The sequence below is a fragment of the Enhydrobacter sp. genome, from assembly GCA_025808875.1.
Taxonomy (GTDB): Bacteria; Pseudomonadota; Alphaproteobacteria; order Reyranellales; family Reyranellaceae; genus Reyranella.
Genome location: CP075528.1, coordinates 1,985,978 through 2,003,670 on the forward strand (window position 1 = coordinate 1,985,978; position 17,693 = coordinate 2,003,670).

General features: G+C 69.5%; 18 protein-coding genes. 8 read left to right on the forward strand and 10 right to left on the reverse strand.

Annotation, left to right across the window (positions count from 1 at the left end):
- The first annotated feature begins 30 nt into the window (after nucleotides 1–30).
- Complete coding sequence (locus tag KIT25_09885) at nucleotides 31–435, forward strand: hypothetical protein (GenBank protein ID UYN97213.1); 405 nt, start codon at nucleotides 31–33, stop codon at nucleotides 433–435.
- A 69-nt stretch (nucleotides 436–504) separates the two neighbouring features.
- Here KIT25_09885 and rpsU read toward each other — a convergent pair whose 3' ends face one another.
- A complete protein-coding gene (gene rpsU / locus KIT25_09890; protein UYN97214.1) occupies nucleotides 505–708 on the reverse strand; it encodes a 30S ribosomal protein S21 in 204 nt (67 codons plus the stop codon).
- A gap of 127 nt (nucleotides 709–835) precedes the next feature.
- On the opposite strand from rpsU, the gene KIT25_09895 reads away from it, so the two are divergent.
- Complete coding sequence (locus KIT25_09895; protein UYN97215.1) at nucleotides 836–1,471, forward strand: COQ9 family protein; 636 nt, start codon at nucleotides 836–838, stop codon at nucleotides 1,469–1,471.
- On the opposite strand, the gene KIT25_09900 is transcribed toward KIT25_09895, so the two are convergent.
- The 3 genes from KIT25_09900 to KIT25_09910 are packed head-to-tail and all read right to left on the reverse strand — an operon-like array spanning nucleotide 1,434 to nucleotide 3,296.
- Complete coding sequence (locus KIT25_09900) at nucleotides 1,434–2,519, reverse strand: 5-(carboxyamino)imidazole ribonucleotide synthase (GenBank protein ID UYN97216.1); 1,086 nt, start codon at nucleotides 2,517–2,519, stop codon at nucleotides 1,434–1,436. The two genes, KIT25_09895 and KIT25_09900, sit on opposite strands and share 38 nt — an antisense overlap.
- A 9-nt stretch (nucleotides 2,520–2,528) precedes the next feature.
- Nucleotides 2,529–3,071 carry a 5-(carboxyamino)imidazole ribonucleotide mutase gene (gene purE, locus KIT25_09905; GenBank protein UYN97217.1) on the reverse strand — a complete coding sequence of 181 codons (543 nt, stop codon included), beginning with the start codon at nucleotides 3,069–3,071 and terminating at the stop codon, nucleotides 2,529–2,531.
- A gap of 3 nt (nucleotides 3,072–3,074) precedes the next feature.
- Nucleotides 3,075–3,296 carry a DUF465 domain-containing protein gene (locus KIT25_09910; protein UYN97218.1) on the reverse strand — a complete coding sequence of 74 codons (222 nt, stop codon included), beginning with the start codon at nucleotides 3,294–3,296 and terminating at the stop codon, nucleotides 3,075–3,077.
- Between the two features lie 43 nt (nucleotides 3,297–3,339).
- On the opposite strand from KIT25_09910, the gene KIT25_09915 reads away from it, so the two are divergent.
- Nucleotides 3,340–3,912 (forward strand): TIGR02444 family protein, encoded by a 573-nt coding sequence (locus tag KIT25_09915; protein ID UYN97219.1) that lies wholly within the window; start codon nucleotides 3,340–3,342, stop codon nucleotides 3,910–3,912.
- Here KIT25_09915 and KIT25_09920 read toward each other — a convergent pair.
- Nucleotides 3,860–4,459, reverse strand: coding sequence for a UbiX family flavin prenyltransferase (locus KIT25_09920; GenBank protein UYN97220.1), 600 nt, complete (start codon nucleotides 4,457–4,459; stop codon nucleotides 3,860–3,862). The two genes, KIT25_09915 and KIT25_09920, sit on opposite strands and share 53 nt — an antisense overlap.
- Before the next feature lie 113 nt (nucleotides 4,460–4,572).
- Here KIT25_09920 and KIT25_09925 point away from each other — a divergent pair, with 113 nt between their 5' ends.
- Nucleotides 4,573–4,752, forward strand: coding sequence for a YdcH family protein (locus tag KIT25_09925; protein ID UYN97221.1), 180 nt, complete (start codon nucleotides 4,573–4,575; stop codon nucleotides 4,750–4,752).
- Between the two features lie 66 nt (nucleotides 4,753–4,818).
- On the opposite strand, the gene KIT25_09930 is transcribed toward KIT25_09925, so the two are convergent.
- Both KIT25_09930 and KIT25_09935 read right to left on the reverse strand, forming a co-directional pair.
- Nucleotides 4,819–6,186 carry a hypothetical protein gene (locus KIT25_09930; protein UYN97222.1) on the reverse strand — a complete coding sequence of 456 codons (1,368 nt, stop codon included), beginning with the start codon at nucleotides 6,184–6,186 and terminating at the stop codon, nucleotides 4,819–4,821.
- Nucleotides 6,187–6,258: 72 nt separating this feature from the next.
- Entirely contained in the window at nucleotides 6,259–8,094 is a 1,836-nt protein-coding gene (locus KIT25_09935) for an acyl-CoA synthetase (protein UYN97223.1), read from the reverse strand.
- Between the two features lie 398 nt (nucleotides 8,095–8,492).
- On the opposite strand from KIT25_09935, the gene hutH reads away from it, so the two are divergent.
- Nucleotides 8,493–10,040, forward strand: coding sequence for a histidine ammonia-lyase (hutH, locus tag KIT25_09940; GenBank protein UYN97883.1), 1,548 nt, complete (start codon nucleotides 8,493–8,495; stop codon nucleotides 10,038–10,040).
- The gene (locus tag KIT25_09945; GenBank protein ID UYN97224.1) at nucleotides 10,037–11,713 is read left to right on the forward strand and encodes a urocanate hydratase; all 1,677 of its coding nucleotides are present in this window, start codon (nucleotides 10,037–10,039) and stop codon (nucleotides 11,711–11,713) included. The genes hutH and KIT25_09945 overlap by 4 nt, the downstream gene beginning before the upstream one ends.
- 2 nt (nucleotides 11,714–11,715) lie before the next feature.
- Here KIT25_09945 and KIT25_09950 read toward each other — a convergent pair whose 3' ends face one another.
- The 3 genes from KIT25_09950 to KIT25_09960 form a co-directional block, all read right to left on the reverse strand.
- Nucleotides 11,716–12,093, reverse strand: a complete 378-nt coding sequence (locus KIT25_09950; protein ID UYN97225.1) for a DUF5615 family PIN-like protein — start codon at nucleotides 12,091–12,093, stop codon at nucleotides 11,716–11,718.
- Nucleotides 12,090–12,638, reverse strand: coding sequence for a DUF433 domain-containing protein (locus tag KIT25_09955; protein ID UYN97226.1), 549 nt, complete (start codon nucleotides 12,636–12,638; stop codon nucleotides 12,090–12,092). Before KIT25_09955 ends, KIT25_09950 begins: the two co-directional genes overlap by 4 nt.
- Before the next feature lie 81 nt (nucleotides 12,639–12,719).
- Nucleotides 12,720–14,054: an LLM class flavin-dependent oxidoreductase gene (locus KIT25_09960; GenBank protein ID UYN97227.1), complete on the reverse strand. Its 1,335-nt coding sequence runs from the start codon at nucleotides 14,052–14,054 to the stop codon at nucleotides 12,720–12,722.
- A 74-nt stretch (nucleotides 14,055–14,128) separates the two neighbouring features.
- On the opposite strand from KIT25_09960, the gene KIT25_09965 reads away from it, so the two are divergent.
- The gene (locus KIT25_09965) at nucleotides 14,129–16,042 is read left to right on the forward strand and encodes a propionyl-CoA synthetase (protein UYN97228.1); all 1,914 of its coding nucleotides are present in this window, start codon (nucleotides 14,129–14,131) and stop codon (nucleotides 16,040–16,042) included.
- A 90-nt stretch (nucleotides 16,043–16,132) separates the two neighbouring features.
- Nucleotides 16,133–17,647, forward strand: a complete 1,515-nt coding sequence (locus tag KIT25_09970; protein UYN97229.1) for a 3-hydroxyacyl-CoA dehydrogenase — start codon at nucleotides 16,133–16,135, stop codon at nucleotides 17,645–17,647.
- Nucleotides 17,648–17,693: the final 46 nt, after the last annotated feature.

Sequence of the window (17,693 nt, forward strand, 5' to 3'; positions counted from 1 at the left end):
TGCGGCGAACGGGTACCGCGGGCCTGGGAGATGCCCGCGAAGATCGCGGCCATCGCCGTCGCCGTCCTCGCGCCGGCCTACTATCTCTACGAGGTGCTGACGCCCGAACCGGCGCCGGTCGCGGCGGCGACGGCCGAGCTGGTCGACAGGCAGCGTGAGGCCCTGGAGCAGCACTGGCGGGACTTGCAGCGGGTCTGCCGCATCCGTGACGTCAATCGGGGAACCGCCGGCTTCCAGTTCGTGAAGGTGGTGCGTCTGGTGAGCGGCGAGCTTTGTGTTCACTTCAGTCGTGCGAACGCCTTCGGCGCCGCCGTGGGCGAGCGTTGGCTGCTGCCGCACAAGGGCGAACCGCAGCGCACCAGGTCTTGCGACGGCCTGCCGGGGCGCGACCGCACGGCCCATCTCATCCGCGATCTGGCCAATTGTCCCGGCTGACCGGCGCAAACAAATACCCCCGGACGATGCCGGGGGTGGTGGTGGTCGTTCGACGGTCTCGAGAGAGGACTAGTAGCCCTCGCGCTCCATGCGCTTGCGCATAAGCTTGCGGGTGCGGCGGATGGCTTCGGCCCGCTCGCGGGCACGGCGCTCGGAAGGCTTCTCGTAGTTGCGGCGGAGCTTCATCTCGCGGAAGATCCCTTCGCGCTGCATCTTCTTCTTCAGGACGCGCAGCGCCTGATCGACGTTGTTTTCGCGGACGAGAACCTGCACTTCGATCGCTTCCTTTCAAACAGGAGAAGGCGCCCCGGAAACCGCTCCGGGGGCAATCAGAAGGCGCGGTTGGTATCACACGCCGGAACCCTTGGGAAGCCCGCCCCGGCGGCCTATATTTCACGCCATGGCCGATGCGAATGACCCCGGAGCCGACCCGGATGCCGAGTTGAGGGATCGGTTGGCCGACGCCGTCCTGGCAGAAGCCGCCTTCGAGGGCTGGAGCGGCACGGCCGTGCGCGCCGCGGCCCGCCAACTCGACCTGCCCCGGGGAGAGGCCGGCCGTCTGTTTCCGGGTGGTGCGCTGCAGGTACTCACTCATGTCAGTGAGCGCGGCGACCTGCGCACGGTTCGCGACATGGAGGCCGAAGGCGTCGGCACGCTCAAGGTGCGTGATCGGATCAGGGAAGCCGTCCGCATCCGGCTCGACCGTCACGCCGGCCCCAAGGAGGCGGTGCGACGAGGCCTGGCGGTGCTGGCGCTGCCCTTCAATGCGCCGCTCGGGCTGAAGCTTCTCTACAGGACGGTCGACGCCCTGTGGTACGCCGCGGGCGACACCAGCACCGATTTCAATTTCTACACCAAGCGCGCCACCCTCGCGGGCGTCTACTCCACCACGATTTTCTATTGGCTGAATGACCGCACGCCGGGCAGCGAGGCGACCTGGAGCTTCCTCGACCGGCGCATCGACGACGTGATGCGCATCGAGAAGCTGAAGGCCCGGGTCAGGCCTTCGGCGGCGTCGGCAGCGTCACGAAGGTGACGTGCCCCATCTTGCGGCCGGGCGCGATGCGGCTCTTGCCGTAGAGGTGCAGGCGCGCCTCGGGGTTGGCGAGATGGCGTGGCCAGTCGTTCGCCTCCTCGCCGATCAGGTTGACCATGCGCGACGGCGCGAGCATGTCGACGGCGCCGAGCGGCAGCCCGCAGATCGCGCGCACCAGTTGCTCGAACTGGCTGGTGGCGCAGGCATCGATCGTCCAGTGACCTGAATTGTGCGGCCGCGGCGCCATCTCGTTGGCGAGCACCCGGCCGTCGCGCGTCACGAACATCTCGAGCGCGACCAGCCCGACCAGATCGAGGCTGCTGGCGAGCCGGACGGCTGAGCGTTCCGCCGTCGCCAGCGTGTCGACCGGCAGGCCGGCGGGCACGCTGGTCGCCCGCAGGATGCCGTCGCGATGCTCGTTCATGCCGATCGGAAAACAGCGGGTCGTGCCGTCCAGCCCGCGCGCCACGATGGCCGAGATCTCGCACTGGAAGTCGACCAGCGCCTCCAGGATGCAGGCGCGCCGGCCGAGCTTCTCCCAGGCCGCGTCCAGATCCTCGCGAGTCGCGACGCGCGCCTGGCCCTTGCCATCGTAGCCTTCGGTGCAGGTCTTGAGGATGCCGGGCAGGACGGTTGCGGCGGCGATGTCCCGTGCCGTCGCGATCGGCTGATAGTCCGCCGTGCCGATGTCGCAGCGGCGGAAGAAGTCCTTCTCGCGCAGCCGATGCTGGGCGAAATGGATCGCCCGTACGCCGGGCCGCACCGGCTTGTGGCGTGCGCATTCGTCGACCGCGGCCTCGGGCACGTTCTCGAACTCGTAGGTGATCACGTCGACCTGGCCGGCGAAGCGGGCGAGGGCCGCTGCATCCTCGTAGGGGGCGCGAACGTGGCCGGCACTCACCTGGCCCGCCACCGATTCGGCTTCCGGCGCGAAGACCAGGCAGCGATAGCCCAGTCTCGCGGCGGCCAGCGCCGTCATGCGGCCCAACTGGCCGCCACCCAGGATGCCGATGGTCGATCCCGGCGGCAGAGGCGTCGCGGTGCTCATCCTGGCGGACTAGCGATGGCCGGCCACCGCAGGCGATTCGTCGGATGGCGCCCGGGCGACCGCCGCGCTCTGCCGGGCGCGCCAGCGCTCCACCGCCGCCATGATCCTGGCATCGCCAAGTCCTACGATGGAGGCTGCCAGAAGGGCAGCGTTGATCGCCCCGGCGCGGCCGATGGCGAGCGTGCCGACCGGTATCCCCGCCGGCATCTGGACGATGGAAAGAAGACTGTCCTGGCCCTTCAACGCCGCGCTTTCCACCGGCACGCCGAGGACCGGAAGGGGCGTCATCGAGGCCGTCATGCCGGGCAGGTGCGCGGCCCCCCCGGCGCCGGCGATGATGACCCGCAGGCCGCGCCCCTTGGCGGCCGACGCATAGGCCATCATGCGCTTGGGCGTGCGATGGGCCGAAATGATGCGGGCCTCGAACGGCACGCCGAGCGCCTTCAGGGTGTCGGCGGCATGGTGCATGGTCGACCAGTCGGACTGGCTGCCCATGATCAGGCCGACCGCCGGAGGGCGGGCGGGACGGCGCTTGGTTGCTTTCTTGGCCATGGGTCAGGCGATGATGTCGGGAATGAGCTGACTTTCAAGCCTGATGATCTGGTCCTTCAGGCCGAGCTTGCGCTTCTTCAGCCGCTGCAGCTGGAGCTGATCGAAGGGCGCCTTCTCGATCAGGCGGTCGATCACCTCGTCGAGATCACGGTGCTCGCTCTTCAACGCCTCGAGCTTGGCGCGGATCGCGTCGGCATCCAGCGGGACTGACGGCTCGTTGCTCATTCGCTCCGCGCCGTGTACCCCTTCGCCCGCCCGAAGGGAAGCGATGTCGGACTTTCTGCCCCACCCGTTCTGGAACTTTTCGCTGGAAATCTACGGCGCCGACGGCGTCGCCGAGGCCTGCCTCGACCTGCAGGACCGGCGCGGCTGCGACGTCAACATATTGCTGTTCTGTTGCTGGCTGGGGGCGTCAGGCCGGCCGACCCTGACGGCCGACCGGCTGCGCGCGATCCTCAAGGCGAGCGATGCCTGGCAGGCCGAGATCGTGCGGCCGCTGCGCGCCGTGCGCCGCCTGCTGAAGGACCGGCCGTGGAACGAGGCCCTGCCCGAGACGGTCGAGGCCACGCGCCGCCGGGTCGCCGATGCCGAGCTCGCCGCCGAGCATGCCGAGCAGCTCAAGCTCGCCAGCCTGCACGCCCCGCCCGCCGACCGCGACCGGCCGGTCGAGAAGCGGCTGCGTGCCGCCCTGGGCAATCTCGGTGTCTACGCCGTCTGCCTCGGGATCGTGCCCGACGCGAAGGATCGCGCCGCCGTCACGACGTTGATGCGCGCGACGTTTCCCGTCCTCAGCGCCGCCGAGATCGAGCGCGCGGCGAACGGGACTCCCGCCAGCGCCTGACCTTGCCGCTGTCGAGGTCGAAGAGGTCGAGCGCGCGGCCCACCGTGTGGTCGACGATGTCGTCGAGCGTCTCGGGCCGGTTGTAGAACGCCGGTACGGGCGGCGCGACGATCGCGCCCATCTCGGCCAGCGTCGTCATGTTGCGCAGGTGGATCGTGTGCAGCGGCGTTTCGCGCACGAGCAGCACCAGCCGGCGCCTTTCCTTCAGCACCACGTCGGCGGCGCGGGTCAGCAGGTTGCCGGTGATGCCGTGCGCGATCTCGCCCAGGCTGCGCATCGAGCAGGGCGCCACGATCATCCCGGCGGTGCGGAACGAGCCGCTCGAAACCGCCGCCGCCAGATCGTCGATGCCGTGGGCGACGTCGGCCAGCCGCCGCACGTCGGCTACCTTCCAGTTGGTTTCGTGCGCCAGGGTGACTTCCGCGGTGCGCGTCATCACCAGATGGGTTTCCACAGGCAACCCTCGGAGCGCCTCGAGCAGCCGCACGCCGTAGATCACGCCGGAGGCGCCGGAGATGCCGACAATCAGTCGCAACGGGTCAGACATGCCGGCCATCCTACCCACTTATGCACAGGGCGGGCAGCGGCCGATTCGGCGTGGACTCGCGGCGGTCCCGGAGTCACTGTTGATCGTCCGCAACCAGCACGGAGACCGTCCGTATGAGCACCGTGGACCACATCGAAGCGCTCAAGGCCAAGCACGCTTCCCTCGAGCAGGCGATCCACCAGGAAAATACCCGGCCCCATCCCGACGACGATGCGATCTGCAGCCTCAAGAAGCGCAAGCTCCAGATCAAGGACGAGATCACGCGCCTGAGCGTTCAAACCAGGAAACATTGACGCCGTAGGGTCCGCGGCGCTCCCGCCCGGCGAGCCGGCGCCATCGCGCCGGCCGCGAGCTGTGCGCTACGGCAGCTTGTGCAGATTCACCGTCCAGTTCACCGGGCCGAAGGCGCCGCGCGAGCTGCCGCTGCAGTTGGCGATGTCGCCAGCCCCGCGCCGGCAGACGAGTTGGTCGGCATACCAGCGCGAGCCGTCGTTGCAGGTAGTGTCCGAATCGCGCAACCGCAGCACGTCGCCCTCGAAACGCGCCTGCGCCCGCGTGCGGCAGGCGGTGCGGCCGCGCCGCCATTCGAGCTGGCCCTGGCCGTTGGCGTCGAAGCAGTAGGACGACACGCCGGGCTGCGCTTGCGCAAGTTCGTGGCGGAACGGATCGGTGCGCCAGCAGCCCTGCAGGAAGGAGTAGTCGTTGGTCGGCGAGGAGGGCAGGCGCAGACGATCGTCGCCGGGCTGCGTCTGGCGCTGGGGCGGTGGTGCCGATTGTGGCGCCGGCCGGGGTTCGGGTCTCGCTTCGGGCCTGGGCGGCGGTGGCGGAGGCGGGGCGACCGCGACCTGGGGCGGCTTCGCTTCCTCGGCGGGCTTGCAGGCGGCGACCTTCTTCGCGAGGTCGCCCTCCGCTTTCCGGAGTTCGAGGTTCAGCGCCGCGTGCTGCGCCTGGGCGTCGGCGAGCGCCGTCTTCAGCACGGGCAGGGGATCGGCAGGCGGCGGCGGTGCGTCGGCTGCGGCCGCTTCGTGCATCGACAGCGTGAGCCCCGGTGGACCGGGCAACAGGTCACGCAACTGCCAGGCCGCGGCCAGTACCAGCAGCACCAGCGGCACGCCCGCCAGGAACGTGCGCCCGAGCGGTGCGCCCGCGGCGGCGCGCGGCGGCGCGGGCGGGCGCGGCGGGGCGATCGCGACCGGCGCCTGCAGCACGGGGCGGCGCGCCGACGCGGTGGAGGGAGGCGGGGGCGATGCGATGTGCGGTCGCCGCGGCTGCAGGCCGGGCACGGCCTGTCTGTCGTAACCCCAGGCGATGACGACGGGCCGGTCGCCGACCACGAAGACCAACGCCTCGTCGGCCAGCCGCCCGGCGAGCACGAGCGAGCGGCCGACCGCGCCCGTGTCCTCGCCGCCGGCGTCGGCCGACAGGCTCTCGCCCAGTCGGCGGATGTCGGCGAGGCCGAGCTCGACGCGCAACAGCAGCGCGGCGCGGCGGGCCGGCTCGATCTCGGCCAGCGGCCGGACGTCGCCGCTCCAGTCGGCGAACCATTCGACCGACCGGCCGTCGGCGCGCAGATGCGGTGTCGCGAGAAGATCGGCGGTCGCATCGCCCAGCCGCCGCCGCACCACGCGGCGCAGTTGTTCCGCCGAATCGTGCAGGGGCGCGCCGCGCGGCCCCGCCGGCCGCCCGCCGGATCCCGTCACGGCTATCAGCGTCGCTATGCCGGTCATCGCGGCGACATTAGACGGCCGACTGTGGCAACACTTTGCCTCCCCTGCGTCGCGCGCGAGGAGAGCCCGCCGTCACACCGCCTTGGCCCACTCGCGCAGCACGAACTTCTGCACCTTGCCGGTCGAGGTCATCGGCAGGTCGCGGAACACGACGTAACGCGGGCACTTGTAGCCGGCGAGATTGGCGCGGCAGTGGGCGATGATCTCCTCGGCCGTGACGCTGGCGCCCGGCTTGAGGGTGACGAAGGCGCAGGGCGTCTCGCCCCACTTCTCGTCGGGCCTGGCGACCACGGCGACGTTGGCGACGGCGGGATGCTTGATGATCACGCCCTCGACCTCGATGGTCGAGATGTTTTCGCCGCCCGAGATGATGATGTCCTTCGACCTGTCGCGCAGCTCGATGTAGCCGTCCTCGTGCAGCACGCCGAGATCGCCCGAGTGGAACCAGCCGTGCTCGAAGGCCTCCTTGGTCGCCTTGCCGTTCTTCAGGTAGCCCTTCATCACCAGGTTGCCGCGGAACATCACCTCGCCCATGGTCCGGCCGTCGCGCGGCACCTCGGTCATGTTCGTCGGATCCATCACGGTGACGGCTTCCTCGGCGGCGTAGCGCACGCCCTGGCGCGCCTTCAGTCGGGCGCGCTCGTCCGACGGCAACGCATCCCATTCGCCGTGCCAGGCGCAGATCGTCGCCGGGCCGTAGACCTCGGTCAGGCCGTAGACGTGGGTGACGCGGAAATTCTCCTTCTCCAGCGCCTCCAGCACGGCGGCGGGCGGCGGCGCGGCGGCGGTCATGAACTCGACCTTGCGCGGCAGCGGCCGGCGCTCGTCGGGCGTCGCGCCGATGATGAACTGCATGATGATGGGTGCGCCGCAGAGATGGGTGACGTCGTAGTCGACCAGCGAATCGAAGATCGACCTGGCATTGACCCGCCTGAGGCACACCGACGTGCCGGCGACCAGCGCCAGCGTCCACGGGAAGCACCAGCCGTTGCAGTGGAACATCGGCAGCGTCCACAGGTACGTCGGGTGCAGGCCCATCGCCCATTGCGTGGCGTTGCCGTAGGCGGCGAGCGTGGCGCCGCGATGATGGAACACCACGCCCTTGGGATTGCCCGTGGTGCCCGAGGTGTAGTTGAGCGAGATCGCGTTCCATTCGTCCGACGGATACCGCCAAGCATGGTCGGGATCGCCCGAGGCGATGAACTCCTCGTAGGTGGTGTCGCCGATCTGCGCGCGGTCCTCGCACAGCGGATCGTCGATGTCGATCACCAGCGGCTGCACCCTGGCGGTCGCCAGCGCCTCGGTGGCGACCCTGTGGAACTCGCGGTCGACCAGCAGCACCTTGGTCTCGCTGTGGTCGAGGATGAAGGCGATCATCGCCGCGTCGAGCCGGGTGTTGAGCGAGTTGAGCACGGCGCCGGTCATCGGCACGCCGAAATGCGCCTCGTACATCTCCGGCACGTTGGGCGCCATGATGGCGACTGTGTCGCCGACGCCGATGCCGACCTTCTCGAGCGCCGAGGCCAGCCGCCGGCAGCGCGCGTAGGTCTCCGCCCAGCTCTGCCGGCGCTCGCCGTGGATCAAAGCGGGCCGGTCGGGATAGACGCTGGCCGTGCGCTCGATGAACTGCAGCGGCGTGAGCGGCGCATGGTTGGCCGCGGTCTTGTCGAGCTCGCGTTCGTAGATGTTGTTGGAGAGCGGCGCGGGCTTGTGGGGGGCGGGCCGTGGCGCGGCGATGCGGCCGACCAGAGGCCGGCTCTTGACCGGGCGGCGCGGTGCGGGAGCCGGCGCCTTGCGGGCGACGGCGGGTTTCTTCTTCGCCACGACTTTCTTGCGGGCGACCCGGCGCTTGCCGGCCGGACGTTTGCTCCTGGTCGGCTTCTTGCCCTTGTTCCTGCCTTGGGCCATCCCTGTTCACTCCCGCTTCGGGTGCCGCTCTCTTATCAGACTGCCGTGTGAGATGCGCGCGTCAAGCATGGCTCGCCGCGAGCCATCGCCGCTGCGCATGGCAAAGCGCCTGCGGAAACCGCGCAAACTGCGGAAATCGTACAAAAAGTCCCGATGCGGGACCAAACCGTCATGCCAAAAATGCCAAAAATGCCAAAATTCGGTCCGGCGGTTCTCAACACAGAGCTGTCGCAGTTCGTCATCCGGGCAGGCTATCATGGGTTGCCGCCGATGTACATTGAAAATGTACGGGCGACTGTTCGCCGGGAGCCCCGGGCGCCCCGTTGCCCTGGAGTCTCGTCGGTCGGCTCACGGTCGCCCCCGCAGAGAAGCCCGGCTACCATCCATCCATGACCCCGATCCGTCTCGTGCCGGGAGAGGTGCCGCTGGCGGCGTGGCGCGACATCTACCGCGGCGCGGCGGTGGCACTGGACCCGGCGAGCCATGCTGCGGTCGACGCGGCGGCAGCGGCGGTCTCGGCCATCGTCGCGAAAGGCGAGCCGGTCTACGGCATCAACACCGGCTTCGGGAAGCTGGCCAGCGTACGCATCGGGCCGGCCGACCTCGAGCGGCTGCAGCGCAACATCGTGCTGTCGCATGCGGCCGGCGTCGGCTCGCCGATGCCCGAACCGGTGGCGCGCCTCATGATGGCGTTGAAGCTCGCCAGCCTCGCGCAGGGCGCGTCGGGCGTGCGTCGTGAAACCGTGCATCTGCTCGAGTTTCTGCTGGCGAAGGGATTGACGCCGCTGGTGCCGTGCCAGGGCTCGGTCGGCGCCTCCGGCGACCTGGCGCCGCTCGCCCACATGGCGGCGGCGATGATCGGCGTCGGCGACTTCCTGGTCGACGGGACGCGCGTGCCGGCCGGGCGGGCGCTGGCCGACGCCGGCGTCGCGCCGCTGACCCTCGGCGCCAAGGAGGGGTTGGCGCTGCTCAACGGCACGCAATTCTCGACCGCCTACGCACTCGCCGGCCTGTTCGAGGCCGAGCTGCTGTTCGAATCGGCACTGGTCACCGGCGCGCTGTCGACCGATGCCGCGCGCGGCTCCGATGCGCCGTTCGACCCGCGCATCCATCGCCTGCGTCGGCACCAGGGCCAGATCGATGCCGCCGAGGCGCTGCGCCAGCTCATGGCCGGCTCGTCGATCCGCGCCTCGCACCTGGTGGGCGACGAGCGCGTGCAGGATCCCTACTGCCTGCGCTGCCAGCCGCAGGTGATGGGCGCGGTGATCGACCTGCTGCGCCAGGCGATGACCACGCTCGGCAACGAGGCCAACGGCGTCACCGACAATCCGCTGATCTTCGCCGACGGGCTCTCCAGTGGGGGCGAGGCGCTGTCGGGCGGCAACTTCCACGGCGAGCCGGTGGCCTTCGCCGCCGACATGATCGCCATCGCGGTGTGCGAGATCGGCTCGCTGGCCGAGCGCCGCATCGCCATGCTGATCGATCCGACGCTGTCGGGACTGCCGGCCTTCCTGACGCCGCGGCCGGGGCTCAACTCCGGATTCATGGTGCCGCAGGTGACGGCGGCGGCGCTGGTGTCGGAGAACAAGCAGCGTGCCTATCCGGCCAGCGTCGATTCCATCCCGACCTCGGCCAACCAGGAGGACCACGTGTCGATGGCGGCGCACGGCGCGCGCCGCCTGCTCGACATGGTCGACAATGCCTTCGGCGTGCTCGCCATCGAACTGCTGGCGGCGGCGCAGGGCTGCGATTTCCTCGCGCCCCTGCGTTCGAGTGGGCCGCTGGAGGCGGTGCGCGCTCTCGTTCGCGCCCATGTGCCGCATCTCGAGGACGACCGCCATTTCCATCCCGACATCGAGCAGGCGAGGCGGCTGATCGCGAGCGGCGCGGTGATCGACGCCGCCGGGCGCGGCCTGCTGCCCACGTTGCAAAGGAGCTCGCCATGAGCCGCGTCGACAATGCCCGTGCCGACAATGTCCGAATAGTGCGCGCGCCGCGCGGCAGCGAGCGCTCGGCCAAGAGCTGGCTCACCGAAGCGCCGCTGCGCATGCTGATGAACAACCTCGATCCCGAGGTCGCCGAGAAGCCGGGCGAGCTGGTGGTCTATGGCGGCATCGGCCGCGCTGCGCGCGACTGGCAGAGCTTCGACCGCATCGTCGCTGCCCTGCGCGATCTCGAGGCCGACGAGACGCTGCTCGTTCAGTCGGGCAAGCCGGTCGGCGTGTTCCGCACCCATGCCGACGCGCCGCGCGTCTTGATCGCCAACTCCAACCTCGTGCCGCGCTGGGCGACGTGGGAGCATTTCAACGAGCTCGACCGCAAGGGCCTGATGATGTTCGGGCAGATGACGGCGGGTTCGTGGATCTACATCGGCAGCCAGGGCATCGTGCAGGGCACCTACGAGACCTTCGTCGAGATGGCGCGCCAGCACTATGGCGGCAGCCTGGCCGGGCGCTGGATCCTGACGGCGGGGCTGGGCGGCATGGGCGGCGCGCAGCCGATGGCGGCGACCATGGCCGGCGCCTCCTGCCTCGCGATCGAATGCCGGCCGAGCAGCATCGAGTTCCGCCTGCGCACCGGCTATCTCGATCGCCAGGCGCGCGACCTCGACGAGGCGCTGGCGATCATCCAACGCTCGACGGCGGAGAAGACGCCCGTTTCGGTCGGGTTGCTGGGCAACGCCGCCGACGTGCTGCCCGAGCTGCTGCGCCGCGGCGTGCGGCCCGACTGCCTGACCGACCAGACCTCGGCGCACGATCCGGTCAACGGCTATCTGCCCAGGGGCTGGACCTTGGCCGACTGGGAGACGAGGCGCGCCAGCGATCCCGACGGCGTGGCCAAGGCCGCCAAGCGGTCGATGGCCGAGCACGTGCGCGCCATGCTCGCGTTCCACAAGCTCGGCGTGCCGACCGTCGACTACGGCAACAACATCCGCCAGATGGCACTGGAGGAGGGCGTCGCCGACGCCTTCAGCTTCCCGGGCTTCGTGCCGGCCTATATCCGGCCGCTGTTCTGCCGCGGCATCGGGCCGTTCCGCTGGGTCGCGCTGTCGGGCGATCCGGAGGACATCTACCGCACCGACGCGAAGGTGAAGGAGCTGATGCCGAACGACCGGCATCTGCACACCTGGCTCGACATGGCCCGCCAGCGCATCAAGTTCCAGGGCCTGCCGGCGCGCATCTGCTGGGTGGGGCTGGGCGACCGCCATCGCCTGGGGCTTGCCTTCAACGAGATGGTGGCCAAGGGCGAGCTCGAGGCGCCGATCGTGATCGGCCGCGACCACCTCGATTCAGGCTCGGTCGCCAGCCCCAACCGCGAGACCGAAGGCATGCGCGACGGCTCGGACGCCGTCTCCGACTGGCCGCTGCTCAACGGCCTGCTCAACTGCGCCTCGGGCGCCACCTGGGTGTCGCTGCACCACGGTGGCGGCGTCGGCATGGGCTTCTCCCAGCACGCCGGCATGGTGATCGTGTGCGACGGCACGCAAGAGGCGGCGCGCCGCATCGAGCGCGTGCTGTGGAACGACCCGGCGACCGGAGTCATGCGCCACGCCGACGCCGGCTACGACGACGCCATCGCCTGCGCGCGCGAGAAGGGGCTGAAGCTTCTGAACATCTGACGTCACCCAGGTAGAGGCGAGAGGGTGAGCTCTCCCGCTTCGGTGACTTCGAGGACATGATTGACGATCACGTCCGAAGGCTGCCCCAACGACTCGAGATGCGAGATGGCGTCCATCAGCAGCCGAAGCGACAAGTCGCGTGCCACGCTGGGGAGCACGATCAGGCCGGGGTGCAGTTCCTCTCGCCCTATCAGCTTGCGGAAGTCGACCGCGTTCTCGGTGACGATCACACGATCCGCGGCAAGGCATCGCGCCAGGACGGCGTGGTCAGGTTCGCCGAGACGGCCAATGTCACGCGGATGGACCGCATCATGGTCGCCGGTAGCGTTGAGATGATGCGCGAGTTGCGGCGACAGGCATTCGTCGATGAAGAACCTCAAGCGACCCTTGCCCAGGGACGCCCGCCTGGTCTGCCGAGGAGGGGATGCGTGCGGGCATAGAGCGCAGCCGTCTCCACTGCCTCGCGCGTGAGGTGCGGGTTGTCCTCCAGGATGTCGCCAACAGAGTCGCCGCCATCGAGCCGTCCGAGCACCGAATAGACCGTTATCCGTGTGCCGCGCAGAACCGGGGTTCCACCCATGATGTCGGGATCGACCTCGATATGTTGCTCGCGCGCCCGGCTGTAGCGGGCGGCGCGCTCGGCAAGGTCGCGGCCGACAAGGGTTGGCACATCGATTGTCACTGCCGACGCGATCTTCAGGGGCGTGGCCGTCATGCGGGCGACCGGGCGCTTGCCGAGCGCATTGGCGAGGTCGCGCTTGGCCGACAGGGAGAGGGTCACCGGGAGGCGGGCGATGATCGCGGCATACGGCACGGCATGAAGCGGAAGCAGCCGTCGCCGGCTCGGCATGCCACGGCGGCGGATGCCCGCCAGCACTTTCTCCTCGATCGCCTTGTCGACCGCACGAACGGGGACATCAGCCAACTCGGCCACCTCGCGTGCAGAGAATTCATGGGGCATATAATTACTCCCTAATAAGGGAATATATATTCTGATCGTCGCGATTCAAGGGCCCCGTTCGACCGCAGCCTGCCGCAGGTGATCGCGTTGCGTGGTGCCGGTGTAGGCCTTGCGGAAGCGGCCGCGTCGCTGCAGCTCGGGCACGACCAGGTCGACGAACTCCTCGATCGCACCCGGCGAGTGGATCGGCGACAGCATGAAGCCGTCGCCGCCGACGGCGTCGAAATAGGCCTCGAGCTGGTCGGCGACGTCGGCCGGGGTGCCGACCATCTGCGGCAGGCCGACGCTCTGGCCGTGGTTGCGGGCGACCTGCTCCAGGGTCAGCAGCTCGCCCGTCATGCTGCGGTAGCGCGTCTGCATGCGCTGCAGCTTGGGCTCGGTGCGATGCGCCATGACGGTGTCGAGCGGCAGGGTCGAGAGATCGAAATCGAGATGGCCCGACAGGATGGCGAGGCCGCCCTCCAGCGGCACCAGCGCATTGTGCTCGGCCTGCCGGTCCTCGGCCTCGGCGCGCGAGCGGCCGAGGATCGGCTGCACGCCGAACAGGAAGACGCATTCCTCGGGCCGGCGGCCGGCCTCGACCGCGCCCTGCTTGATGTCGTCGTAGAGCGCCTTGGCACCGGCGAGATTGGGCTGGATGGCGAACACCGCGTCGGCATGGCGCGCGGCGAAGTCGCGGCCCTTGCCCGAGGTGCCGGCCTGCAGGATGGCCGGACCGTCCTGCGGCGAGCGCACGACATTGAGCGGGCCGCGCGACTTGAAGTAGCGCCCGACGTGATCGATGCGATGGACCTTGGCGGGGTCGGCGAAGAGGCCGGCCGCGCGGTCCATCACGACGGCGTCCTTGTCCCAGCTCGACCACAGCTTGCGGCAGACCTCGACGAACTCGTGCGCGCGGTCGTAGCGCTCGTCGGTCGGCTTCATCTCCTCGCCGTAGTTGGCCGACTGGTTGTGGTTGAGCGTGGTCACCACGTTCCATGCCGCCCGCCCGCGCGTCAGATGGTCGAGCGTCGCCCACAGCCGCGCGGCATGGAACGGGTGCTGGTGGCTCACCGAGTAGGTGGCGCCGAGTCCGATGCGCGTGGTGGCCGCGGCCATGAACGAGAGCAGGGGGATCGGATCGTGCTCGGGCGCCTGCGTGGCGTTGCGGATCGCCGGCGCCAGCGAGCCGGTGTAGGTGTCGGAGATGTAGTTGAGGTCGGCGAAGAACACCATGTCGAACAGGCCACGTTCGCAGACCTGCGCGATGTGCTGGTAGAGCTCCGGCCTGGTCCAGTCGTAGCCCGCCGCCGCCGTGCGCGGATGTCGCCACATCGCCAGGCTGTGGTAGGTCGGGCTGTGGCACAGGAACTGCGCCAGGTGCATCATCGGCTTCGGCACCGCAAACCTCCCATGTTGCGACCGTACGGGGGCGAGGCTAAGCCTGCTGTCCGGAAAGGGAAGGGAACGTTGTCATGGCGGTTGGTGACATCTATCGCGCGCTGCACGCCCGTTCGCTGAGCGATCCCGAGGGGTTCTGGGCCGAGCAGGCCGGCGCGATCGACTGGACGAAGCGCTGGGACAAGGTGCTCGACGGCTCCAGGGCACCGTTCTACCGCTGGTTCGCCGGGGGCGAGCTCAACGCCTGCCACAACGCGCTCGACCGCCATGTGAACGGAGGGCGCGCCGACCAGGCGGCGCTGATCTACGATTCGCCCGTCACCGATTCGAAGAAGAGCTTCACCTATCGCGAGCTGCGCGACCGGGTGGCCAGGCTCGCCGGCGCCATCGCCGCCGCGGGCGTCGGCAAGGGCGACAGGGTCATCGTCTACATGCCGATGATCCCCGAGGCGGTGATGGCGATGCTGGCCTGCGCGCGCCTGGGCGCCGTCCACTCCGTGGTGTTCGGCGGTTTCGCCGCCAACGAGCTCGCCACCCGCATCGACGACTGTTCGCCGAAGCTGGTGCTGACCGCCTCGTGCGGCATCGAGCCCGGCCGCATCGTGCCCTACAAGCCGCTGCTCGATCAGGCGATCGCGCTGGCGACCCACAAGATCGCGCGCTGCATCGTCTTCCAGCGGCCGCAGGCGCCGGCGACGATGGTGGCCGGCCGCGACCTCGACTGGAACGAGGCCGTCGCCGCCGCCAAGCCGCACGACTGCGTGCCGGTAAAGGCGACCGATCCGCTCTACATCCTCTACACCTCGGGCACGACCGGCCAGCCCAAGGGCGTGGTGCGCGACACCGGCGGCTACTGCGTGGCGCTGCACTGGAGCATGAAGAACCTCTACGGCGTCGAGCCGGGCGAGGTCTGGTGGTGCGCGTCGGACGTGGGCTGGGTGGTCGGCCACAGCTACATCGTCTACGGCCCGCTGATCTACGGCGCCACGTCGGTGCTCTACGAGGGCAAGCCGGTCGGCACGCCCGACGCCGGCGCCTTCTGGCGCGTGATCTCCGAGCACGGGGCGGTGGCGCTGTTCACCGCGCCGACGGCGTTCCGCGCCATCAAGAAGGAGGATCCCGAGGGCAGGCTGCTCGCGCAGTACGACCTCGCGAGGTTCCGCACGCTGTTCCTGGCCGGCGAACGGGGCGATCCGCCGACCATCCAGTGGGCGCAGAAGCTGCTCGGCGTGCCGATCGTCGATCACTGGTGGCAGACCGAAACCGGCTGGGCGATCTGCGGCAACTTCGTCGGGCTCGAGCCGATGCCGATCAAGCCGGGCTCCTGCTCGGTGCCGGCGCCGGGCTGGCGACTCGAGATCCTCGACGAGAGCGGCCGGAAGATCGATGCGCCCGGCACGGTCGGCGCCATCGCCGCCAGGCTGCCGATGCCGCCCGGCACGTTCCCGACCTTGTGGAACGCCGACGAGCGCTTCCGCAAGGCCTATCTCGACGACTATCCCGGCTACTACAAGACGGGCGACGCGGGCTTCATCGACGGCGACGGCTACGTCTCGGTGATGACGCGCGTCGACGACGTCATCAACGTGGCGGGCCATCGCCTCTCGACCGGCCAGATCGAGGAGGTGTTGGCGGGCCACGACGCCGTCGCCGAATGCGCCTGCGTCGGCGTCGCCGACGAGCTCAAGGGCCAGGTGCCGCTCGGCTTCCTCGTGCTCAAGGCCGGCGTCGATCGGCCGGGTGACGACATCGTGCGCGAGGTCGTGCAGATGGTGCGCGACCGCATCGGGCCCGTCGCCTTCTTCAAGCAGGCGCTGATCGTGCCGCGCCTGCCCAAGACGCGCTCCGGCAAGATCCTGCGCGGCACCATGCAGAAGATCGCCGACGGCCGGCCCTGGACCATGCCGGCCACCATCGACGACCCGGCCGCCCTCGACGAGATCAAGGGCGGGCTGAAGACGGCGGGGTTTGCCAACTTGTCATCCTGAGCGCAGCGAAGGATCTAACGTCCGCTGCACCGAGTCTGGTCGTCCCGCGAGGTCCTTCGCTTCGCTTAGGACGACATGAATGGAGGAAATATGACTCTCGACATCAACCGCTCCGATCTCGCCGTCGGCGTCGTCGGCACGGGCGCCATGGGGCGTGGCATCGCGCAGGTGACGGCGCAAGGTGGCATGAAGGCGATCCTGTTCGATGCCGCCGAGGGCGGCGCGGCCAGGGCGAAGACGGCGATCTTCGACACGCTGAAGGGGCTGGTCGCCAAGGGCCGCCTCTCCGATGCCGACGTGGCGAAGACCGAGGCCAATCTCGTCGTCGCCGGCGGCATCGGCGATCTCGCGGCCTGCCATGTCGTGGTCGAGGCGGTGTTCGAGAATCTCGAGGTCAAGCAGAAGCTGTTCGGCGAGCTCGAGGCGGTGGTCTCGCCCGACTGCGTGCTCGCCTCCAACACCTCGTCGATCCGCATCGCCTCGATCGCCCGTTCGCTGAAGAAGCGCGATCGGGTTTGCGGCATGCACTATTTCAACCCCGTGCCCCTGATGAAGCTGGTCGAGGTGATCCGCGCCGCCGACACCGCGCAATGGGTGGTCGACGCCATGGTGGCGCTCGGCAAACGCCAGACCCGCGTGCCGGTCGTGGTCGGCGACACGCCGGGCTTCCTGGTCAATCTCGGCGGCACCGCCATCGGCACCGAGGGCCTGCGCCTCTACCAGGAGGGCCGGGCGAGCCCCTCGCAGATCGACGCCGTGATGCGCGACACCTGCGGCTTCCGCATGGGGCCGTTCGAGCTGATGGATCTCACCGGCATCGACGTGAACTTCCCGGCGCGCCGGATCATCTACGAGGGCTTCTTCCACGACCGGCGCATGACGCCGAGCCCGTATCACGAGAGCCTCTACGCCGCCGGCCGCCTCGGCCGCAAGACCGGCGGCGGCTGGTACGACTACGACGCCAGGGGGGGGAAGATCGATCCCGGCGCCGACCATCTGCCGTCGGTCGTGCCGGCGGCTTCGGTGGTGGTGATGGACGCCCACAACGAGAAGCTGGTCCAGCTCGTCATGCAGGCCGGCGCCAGGGCGCTGGCCGTCGACGACGGCCGCAGCCCGATCCTGGTGGCGCCGGTCGGCAAGGATTGCACGACCACGGTCGTGGAGCGCAATCTCGATCCCCGGCGCACCGTGGCGGTCGACCTCACCGGCGACGTCGCCAAACGCCTCACCATCATGACCGCGCCCGGCGCCGACGACCTGGTGCGCGACGCCGCCGCCGCCATCCTCGCCCGCACCGGGGCGAAGGTCACCCTGATCAAGGATTCGCCCGGCTTCGTCGCCCAGCGCATGTGCGCCATGATCGCCAACCTCGGCTGCGAGATGGCGATGATCGGCATCGCCTCTGCCGCCGACGTCGACACCGCCATGACGCTCGGCCTCAACTATCCGCGCGGGCCGCTGGCGCTCGCCGACTGGCTGGGCGTGCGCAACTGCCACGAGATCCTGCTGCAGCTCCAGGCCATCACCGGCGACGACCGCTACCGGCCGAGCCAGTGGCTGCGGCGCCGGGCGCTGCTCGGGCTGGCCGCAACGACGGTGGAGTAGTCGTCATCCACGACGGAGTGATTGTCGCCCGAGGCAAGACACACTC